Genomic DNA, 7,644 nt, shown 5'->3' with positions numbered 1-7,644 from the left:
GGAGATGCGAGCGTCCGGTGATGCGCAGCAGGTAGTCAAGCGGCAGTGCTGCCCAGAAACCCGCGTTGAGGGCGGTCAGCCGGTCGTCCTTCAGGGCTGCCGAGTTCACGGTGTGGACGTGGGCTGGGCCGGGCGGGAGGAGAGCGGCGTGCAGGCAACGACTGCTGTCGAACGGGATCATGACTCGCCAGGCCAGCCGGAAGTACGTGGTGAACGGATTTTCACGCCAGGAGTCCTGGGCCGCTAGGTACGTGGCCTCGTCGGTGGCGCGCACGTAATTGGTCACGGGAATGTACGCCTCGGGCAGCTCGGCTGGCCTGAGCAAGTCCCAATCCCTGTTGCTCCGGCAGGGAATTTTCGGCTCCTTCGAGAAGGGAAGCGCCGATGCGAAGTGCGGTCCTTGGAGGATTGCCTCAGAGAGCTTATGGACAGCCTGGTTGCCCCAGCGGATCAACCCGTCCTTCTTGGCGTTGGTCTCGTTGTAACCATTTGAGATCATCGGGCGGTAATCGGCCAGGGTGCGGTGATAGGCGGCCAGCGCTTCGATCGCTCCCTGTTCGCCAATGAGGACCGGGTACAGCAGGGGGGTTTGAGCCGCTCCATCTGTCGAGCCCGTCAATACATGCCAACTGGCCAGAAGTGCAGTGTTCACATGCACCACGCGCTCACGATGCGGCCGAATGTCCCACGAGCCGTTGTGCTTGATGCCGGGTGTTGGGCCGCGTCCGTCGTGGGTTAGCGAATCAAGGAGGACATCGGCGTCTCGAAGTTCGCTCACGTGTAGGAATTCAGGCTCTTGTGGCTTACCGTAAATGTGCATCCCGAATTCTTGTGACCAGTTCAGGTCATCGAATGCCCATCTGGACGAGTTCACGAAATGCGCGTGGACCCGGAGATGCCGGTACGCGGCAGCACGGATCACTCCCTCGCGTACGCCGCCAAAGTGTGTGTCCGGGTGGATCAGGCCCGCCCTGCCATGCGGTGCGATGTTCCGCCATACCTGCGCCATGAAGGCGCGGTAGAGATCACTCCGGGTGCCAACGAGAAGCGGATAGGCGGCAGGACTGCTCAGTACGGCGACAGTCCCAGCATGGGTGGCCAGCTCGTCGAGGAGGAAACTCTGGCTGTCAGTACAGGTGCCCACCACGTCTTCCTTGCGAAGTCGCCATTCCGCCGCACTGGGCTTCTCGGCCAGCACGAACCAAGGCTCCAACTCCGCCAGAACCAGATCCTCCATCCACTGCGGCCGAACCCAAGGCGGATTCCCCACCTGCAAATCAAACCCACCCCGCGCCCCAAAAACTTGCGCGAACTCCAACTCCCAATGAAAGAAGCCCTGTTGCCGCGCGACATCCCCCGCAACAGCCACCCACGGGAACCGGCTCTCCAACCAGTAAGACCGATCCATGCCCATCAGATCCGGCAGCTGGTCCTCGTACTCCTCGATCTGGTCCAGCGACGTAAAGCCGGCCACCAACGAGTCCTCCGGCACGTCATGCGTACCAAGAAGCGACTCGGCGAAGTCCAGCCAGTCGTCCAGGTCGGCCAGCGGGATAACCGCCCGGCGCTTCTCAGCGATGGCCTCCTTGCGGCCACGCCCCCGCCCCGTACGCCGCTTCTCCACCGCTTCCCGCGTCAGCGAGCCCGACTCCACACCACCGAACAGGTCCTCGGACTCCCACTCCATCAGCGCGGCGGACTCATAATCCGCTGCGCCCTTCTCCACGTCCGCCACCCGCGCGTACCGCTCGTCGGAGCCGTCCAGCAGGGACGCTTCCTGAACCGGCCAGAACCACAACGCGCACCACGCGTTCATCAGCGTCCGCAGGCGCCAGTACGGGGTGTCGACCGCTTCCAGGTCGGCGAGCACCTTCTCTCTCGGAACCGCATTCTCCGGTGTGCGGATCCATCCCTCCTCCGCACCCCACACGTCGATCTTCCGGGAGATCTCCCGCTCTGAGATCTCCAGGCGGCGTACGACGAGATCCCACACGTACTCGGCGCGCCCCGCCAGGGCCTGCAACCGGGCCGTCTGCTTGGCGCTCGGCGACTTCGTGATCGCCTTGCGCCAGGCGGCCAGCGCCTTCGCGGCCTCCGGCGCCAGGGCCTTCGCCTCCTTCTCGGCCGCGACCGCGCCCCACTCCTTCGCGGGAAGCAGGAAGTGATGGACGGCACCGTCAGGCAGGCAGTTTCCCGCCCCGGCCTTCGCCGCCTCCATCAGCGGAAGGCGCTCCGGCGTGGCACCCAGCCAGCCCCCCTTCTTCAGCTTTTCGGCGGCGTACACCTCCCTACGGCCGCCGATGAGCGAGTTGCCCCGCCGCAGATGCAGTCCGAACCACGGCGCTTCCATCCCGGGATGCATCGTGTTGAGCCAGAGCGAGACCTCCGCCAGCTCCACAGCCGTCGAATTGAGGTCCACGCCATAGGAGTTGTGGAGCGCGATGTACGCCTTCGCCTTCTGCAGCTCGACCGCGTACTTCTCCGTGTCGATCGCGACGCCCAGCTCGTCCTGCCGCCGCCGCAGGTACTCCGCCGCCACCTGATTGATGGCCTCGTTCAGGAACGCACCCGAGCCCAGCGCCGGTTCGCAGATCTTCCAGTCCAGCAGCTCACGTGCCGCCGTCTCCTCGCCGTCCTGGTCCAGCCGGTGCTGCAACGCCAGCTGCACCGTCACCTTGGTCAGCGACTCCGGCGTGTAGTACGAGGCCGAGGTCTGCCGGTCCCGCCCCGACAGGCGGTACACGAACGACCCCGGGCGATACCGGACCCGTACGTCCTCGCCCGTCTCCTCGTCCTTCCGACGCACGAAGACGGAGTCCGCGTACTCGTCCGCCTTCGACGCCGGCACCAGCCACGACCCGTCCTTCGCGTCCCCGCCCTTGGCGACCTCGTACAGCTCCTCGCTCGCGACGAAGCCGGAGTACGACATCAACCCCTCGTAGACAGCGCCCAGTTGGTTGATGCCGAGCTGGGCGTACGAGATGAAGCCGCCACGCTCGCCCTTCTTGCCGCCGGTGAGCATCAGCAGACGCAGGACGCGGTACAGGGTGGCGTTCCTGAGCCGGGTGTCGACGTACCGGGGCACGCCTGTCTCGTCCTCGTCGAAACGCGGGTCCGAGACGGACGTCTTGCCGATCAGGCGGATCGACTCCGCCTCGAAGAGCTTGGAGTGAAGCGGCTCGAAGCGCAGGCCGATGTCTTCGGACTTGGGCTTGGACTCGGATTCAGACCCGGCATTCGCCCCTGACGCCACCTCGCCGTGCGTACGACGCGGCCGGTAGCCCTCCTGCACCTTCCTGAACAGCAGGTCCAGCGACTCGTACAGGTAGAAGCCCTCGCGGGCCTTCTCCCCGACCAGATCCCGTTCCGCCACCAACTCGCCCAGCCGCCCGAGCCCGTACCCCTGGTGGTACTCCGGATAGTCCGACGGCAGGATGCCCAGCTCCGGCCGCGCCTCCGCGTACAACAGGAACAGGATCCGGTACAGATAGCGCAGCGACTCCCGCGTCAACTGCCTTGACAGTTCAGGGAGTTCCTTCACGTCCTCCGGGCGGACACCCGCCCCCCGCATCCGCTCCAGAACCTCGTTGGCGATCAGCTCCACCGACAGCCGCAGGCCGTCCCGCAGGTCGCTCGACACGCCCACCGCATGCTTGGTGGACTTGTCGACCAGCCCGGCGAGGGGGTTCTCGCCGCCCTCTTCCGGCGTCCGCAGCGAGTCCGCGCCGAACAGGGCGGCGATCGTGTCGAGTTCGCCGCCCGCGCGTACGTCGTTGCGTTCCAGCGCCGCGTCCAGCGAGGCTGCCAGGTAGCGGCCCTCGCCCCATACCGCACGGTCGGCGAGCACCACGACGCCGCCGATCAGCAGCAGCACATACCGTGGCGCGTCCTCGCACGCGAACAGGAACGACGCCAGCTTCGAGCCCGTCACCACCTCCGACGAGCCCTCCAGCGGCAGTCGGTTCAGCAGCCGGCCTGCCCCCTCCGGATCCAGCGCCGCGTCCGGTTCCGCCGCCCAGCCGCAGTCCAGGGCCACCAGGCCGGGTTCGGCATGCGCTACCTGCACCTCGTAGTCGTGGTCCGCGCGCTGCATCGTCAGCGTCTGCGGCTTGGCGTCGTAGCCGAGGGCGCGCAGCACCGAGGCGTTCAGCTCGGCCGCGCGCTCGCGCCACAGCGGTGAGTCGTACGTCGTCGTGTCGTCCGATTCCACGGCCGCCTCGGCGAAGGAGGCGCGGGTCCTGAAATAGGGGCGGCGAAGCTCGCGCAGGCCCGCGCGCGGAGTCACCGGCAGGACGTCGGCGTGAGCCGCGGAACCCGATGCCGACGCCTCGGAGTCCTTCGCCGCGTCCTCCCGCTCCTTCCAGGCCGCCAGCAGCCCCGACTTGAGGTCCTTGGGGAAGACCTCGGCCAGGTAGTGCGCGGAGAAGTAGTCACCGCGGTTGACGAGTGAGTCGTACGTCATGGCTGGAAGAACCTCGTAAGGGTCGGATGGACCAAGCGGATCGGGTGGGTGACGGGAATCAGGCCGCCGAGTCCAGGACCGCGAGCACGCGGAGCATCGGGCGGCCGGTGGTCAGGAGCGAGTCGGCCAGGCCGGCCAGGTCCGACTTGGTGCGCTCGCCCGCCAGCGTCGGCTGTTCCCAGTCGCCCAGGCGCTGCTTGTACTTCTCGATCGGGTCGATCAGCGCCTTGTCCCACTTGTCGCTGTGGCGGCGCAGGAATTCCTCCGCCGCCTTCAGGGCGCCCGGGATACCGGAAGCCAGCAGGTCGAGGTCGTGGCGGTGGAGCGGGTTGGCCATGGTCGGGCCGACGCCCGCCCGGCGCAGGACGCCCACCATGTCGTCGGTCGGGTCTTCCCCGGCGCGTACCGCCATCCACTTCACCACGGTCGGGCGGCCGAGAGTGTTGGAGAAGATGCCCTGGATCAGATAGGTGGGAGCCGGGACGTCCGCCGTGATGACCGGGGCCTCCTGGCGACCCAGGCGTACCAGGACCTTGTCCGTCAGCCATTCCACGACCGGGTGGAGGTCCGTCAGCAGCGAGATCTCGGGCCAGCTGGACGAGGACGACTCCCGGGCGCGTACCAGCGAGAGGTCCGCGAGTTTGCGGTTCAGTGTCACCAACAGGCGTTCGTGCAGGCGCTGTTCGCGACGGTAGTCCAGTGGGAGGGCCTTCATGCGGTGGGTGAGGTCCGACGGCGGCTTGAACGACATCAGGCCCGTCTCCGGGTCCTGGTCCAGGTCCAGCTGCTTCTGCGCGTCGGGGAAGACCTCTCGTAGCGCCTCGTCGATGAACTCGCGGGTGCCGGTGAACAGGCGCGGGACGTCGGCGGGTGCGGGCGGGGCGTCGCCGTCCGGCTCTCGCGGATCGGAGCCCACCGCGCCGAAGAAGTCCGCCAGGAAGTCGATGCCCGAATCCTCGGCTGCCGCCGCCTTGGCCGTCGCGTCGAGGGATTCGTCCACCGTGCGGCCGCGCAGCAGGTCCTGGATGAGGGACTTCTCCTCCGCCTCCGCGCGGTACAGGCCGGAAACGGCCTCCGCCGTGCCCATGCTGCGGTGTGCCTCATCCTCCCGCTCCAGCAGGCGTTCGGCGACCGTCCGGTCGTCCTTCGCGCCCTCGACCTCGCTCGTCAGGATCAGCGCGCGGAACTGCGGTGGGTGTGCCTGGCCGTAGCGGTCGATACGGCCGTTGCGCTGCTCGATGCGGATCAGGGACCACGGGACGTCGTAGTGGATGAGCTGGTGGCACTGGCGGTGCAGGTTGACGCCCTCGGAGGCCACATCGCCGGTGAAAAGCATGCGCACCGGGGCGTTCGCCAGGCCGAAGTCCTCGACGCACTGCATCTGTTGCTCGTCCGACAGGCCACCGTGCATCACTCGCGCCGCCTGTTCGGCTGCCTTGCCCTTGAAGCCGAGAGCCGCGGGGACGGCAGTCCGCAGCCACTCCAGCGTCTGGACGCGCTCGGAGAAGACGACGACCCGGGCGTCACTCCTCGGGCCGATGCCGATCGCGCGCAACTGCTCCACGAGAGCCTTGAACTTCGCCGAGTCCGCCTCCGACATGTCGGCCGCCAGGCTCTTCAGGCGCTCCAGCGCGGCCAGTTCGGGGCCGGGAACGGCGTACTCCTTCGCCGTGAGCGTCTTGATACGTGCGCCGACCGTCGCCGCCAGCGCCGCATGCGAGGACAGGAAGGACTTCAGCAGCGTGTACGGGAACAGCCGGCTCTCGCTCACCGAGGCGCTGCCCTCCGTCTGCGGCAGCCACACCTCCGCCAGCTCCTCGAAGATCCTCTCCTCGGCCTCGGTCGCCGCGCAGTGCACCGACTCGCTCGGGCCGCGGTCCGCCCACTGGCCCTTCATCTGCTCGCGGACCTCGGGACTGACCTTCGTGCGGCGGATGAAGAGGTGCTCGATGTCCTTCGCCTCGTACCGTTCCGGATCGCGGATGGCGGCCGGGTCGAGGAGGGAGATCAGCTCGGCGAAGGAGCGGGCGTTGCCGTTGTGAGGGGTGGCGGAGGCCAGGATCAGCGCGTCGGTCTGCGGTGCGAGGAGGCGGGCGAGCTGGTTTCTGAGCGAGCCGCGGTTGATGAGGTTGTGGGACTCGTCGATGACGACCGCGTTCCACTGGATGTGCTCCAGGTGATGCTTGTACTGGTCGGTGTTCTTGAGCGTGTCGATGGAGACGATGACCCGCTTGAAGTACGTGAACGGGTTCCGCCCGGCAGGGATTTCGCGCTGGATGCGCTCGATGCCGACCGAGTCGAGACGGATCAGCGGGATCGCGAAACGCGTCCACAGCTCGTGCTGGAACTGCTCCAGGACGTGTTGCGGGGTGACGACGAGGATGCGCTCGCCGCGGCCCCGGCGGATCAACTCGGCCAGCGTCAGGCCGATTTCGAGAGTCTTGCCGAGGCCGACCACGTCCGCGATGAGCATGCGCGGGCGCAGATTCCTGCCCGACAGTGCGAGCTGCGCGGGGCGGTGCTGATAGGGGAGCGAGTCGAGCAGGAAACCGTCCGCCAGGGCCAGGCCGCGCTCGGACTGGGGGAGCGGGGTCTTGCGCAGGACGGCTTCGAGGAACAGGCGGCTGCGCCGGAAGTTGGGGGAGTCGTCGGCGGTCAGCCTGGTCCGGCTCGGGTCCATCAGCTGGACGTCGTCGAGCTTCGTGAAGAAGACGGCTTCCTGGTCGCGGACGAACTCCGAGACGCCGACCGCCTCGATGCGTTCACCGTCGTGGGCCGTGCGCGTCACGTTCCGTACGAGCCACTCCTCGTCCCGGACCTCGATCTGCGAGCCCGGCGGGTACTTGGCATCCTGGGGCGCACCGCCCTGCTGGGCATCCTGAGCGACGCCGGCCTGGTCGACGGTCACGTGCGCTGCCTCCTGTGCTGCTGACTCTGCCGATGAATCTCATGTGCTGTGCTGTGGGGCCCGTGCAGGGCTAGAACTTCGCGCGCTGAGCGTAGGTCTCGCGCAGCTGCTCGGCCACGCGCCTGGCCTGTACGGAACTTCGAAGCGGCCCGGGGCTTTTTCGGTCCCGGTCGCGGCGGCCGGCGAGTGGAATGCCGGGGGGCGCGACCGGACGCACGGGCGGCTGTTCCTGCGTGGTGGGAGTTGGCTCGGCCTGCACGGCCGGGGTGGGTTC

3 protein-coding genes are annotated in these 7,644 nt (G+C 67.6%); all 3 read right to left on the bottom strand.

The annotated features are described in order from the left end of the window. Nucleotides 1–4,462, bottom strand: a 4,462-nt coding sequence (locus AC31A1_RS42285; protein WP_489658390.1) for an Eco57I restriction-modification methylase domain-containing protein, incomplete at its 3' end; no start/stop codon positions are given. A gap of 58 nt (nt 4,463–4,520) precedes the next feature. After that, nucleotides 4,521–7,370, bottom strand: a complete 2,850-nt coding sequence (locus AC31A1_RS42280; protein ID WP_489658389.1) for a DEAD/DEAH box helicase — start codon at nt 7,368–7,370, stop codon at nt 4,521–4,523. Nucleotides 7,371–7,440: 70 nt separating this feature from the next. Continuing rightward, nucleotides 7,441–7,644 (bottom strand): hypothetical protein (locus AC31A1_RS42275; protein ID WP_489658388.1); only part of this gene is annotated, 204 nt, incomplete at its 5' end.

Source organism: Streptomyces sp. P5F9, assembly GCF_057961495.1.
Note: the sequence above shows the minus strand (reverse complement) of the source record. Positions and strands in the feature narration are given on the sequence as shown.